The 1226-nt window shown below is 69.5% G+C and carries 1 protein-coding gene and 1 pseudogene; both read right to left on the bottom strand.

Going from position 1 to position 1226, the window contains the following annotated elements; translation table 11 throughout:
- The coding region (locus tag H926_RS25505; RefSeq protein WP_022675171.1) for an MFS transporter at nucleotides 1-943 on the bottom strand (943 nt) is incomplete at its 3' end.
- A pseudogene (locus H926_RS0104040) lies at nucleotides 934-1226 on the bottom strand (hypothetical protein); the annotation flags it as partial. The pseudogene H926_RS0104040 and the gene H926_RS25505, both read right to left, overlap by 10 nt.

Raw genomic sequence — 1226 nt, 5'->3', positions numbered from 1 at the left:
CATAGCCGGCGATGCGCAGCGCATCGATGCCGTGGCCCAGCCACCGCGCCGACAGCGCAAAGCCGGCCAGCGCGCCCAGTGCCCAGGCGCCCGACAGGCTGGTGGTGGCGCCCACCGACAGGCGCAGCACTTCGCCGCCATAGGGTTCGAGCAGCGGATCCTGCATGGCAAAGGCGGCCGCGCCCAGGCCTACCGTGGCGAGCAGGCGCATGGTCAGCGGCTGGGCGGCAAACTGGCGCCATACCTGGGCAAAGGGCGGGCGCGGCGTTTCGGGCGAAGCGATCGCGGGGCTGCGCGCTTCCTGCTTCCACAGCGCCACCACGTTGAGCACGAAAGTGGTGACGGCGCAGGCCTGGATCACCTGGACCAGGCGGGTGGGCGTGAAATGGTTGAGCAGCCCGCCCAGGATGGTGGAGCAGACCATCATCCCGGCGAGCAGGGATAGATAGAGCAGCGCGACGGCGCGAGCGCGGCGATCATCGGGCAGGAGATCGCCGACCAGGGCAAGGCCGGCGGTCTGCGTGGTGTGCATGCCGATGCCGGCCAGCAGGAACGCCAGCGCACTGGCGGCCAGACCGACAGCGAACAGATGCGGATCGCGCATCAGCAGCAGGGCAAAGGGCATGATCGCCAGGCCGCCGAACTGCATCAGCGTGCCAAACCAGATGAACGGCACGCGGCGCCAGCCCAGCACCGAGCGGTGCACGTCGGAGCGATGCCCAATCAGCGCGCGGAACGGCGCGGCGAGCAGGGGAATGGCGATCATCAGCGAGACCAGCCAGGCATGGATGCCCAGTTCGACAATCAGCACGCGGTTGAGCGTGCCGTTGAGCAGTACGGTCATCATGCCCACGCTGACCTGGAACAGCGACAGGCGCAGCAGCCGTGACAGCGGAATGTCGACGCTGGCCGCATCGGCAAACGGCAGCCAGGTCAGGGCCACCCGGCTCCACCTGCTGGCAAGGGGCGTGCGGCGGGCCATCCCCGCCGCACCAGTTCCATGCCGTTGGAAATGTAGAAGCCGCTGGAAATGCGCCCGCTGCGTCCGACGCGCCAGCCATCGAGCCTGGCCAGCCGGGCGCGCAGCGCGGCTTCGGCAATCGGCACGATCGCGGGCGAGCGGTTGGCGCGGGGGAAAGCCTGGCCCACGGCGTGCATCACGCCCAGCAACCGCGTGTGCGGGGCAAAGGTGAAGACGATAGAGCCGGTGCAGCGCGCCGCCAGCC

The sequence above is a fragment of the Novosphingobium sp. B-7 genome, from assembly GCF_000410615.1.
GTDB classification, from domain to species: domain Bacteria; phylum Pseudomonadota; class Alphaproteobacteria; order Sphingomonadales; family Sphingomonadaceae; genus Novosphingobium; species Novosphingobium capsulatum.
This window is presented reverse-complemented; position numbering and strand designations above follow the sequence as displayed.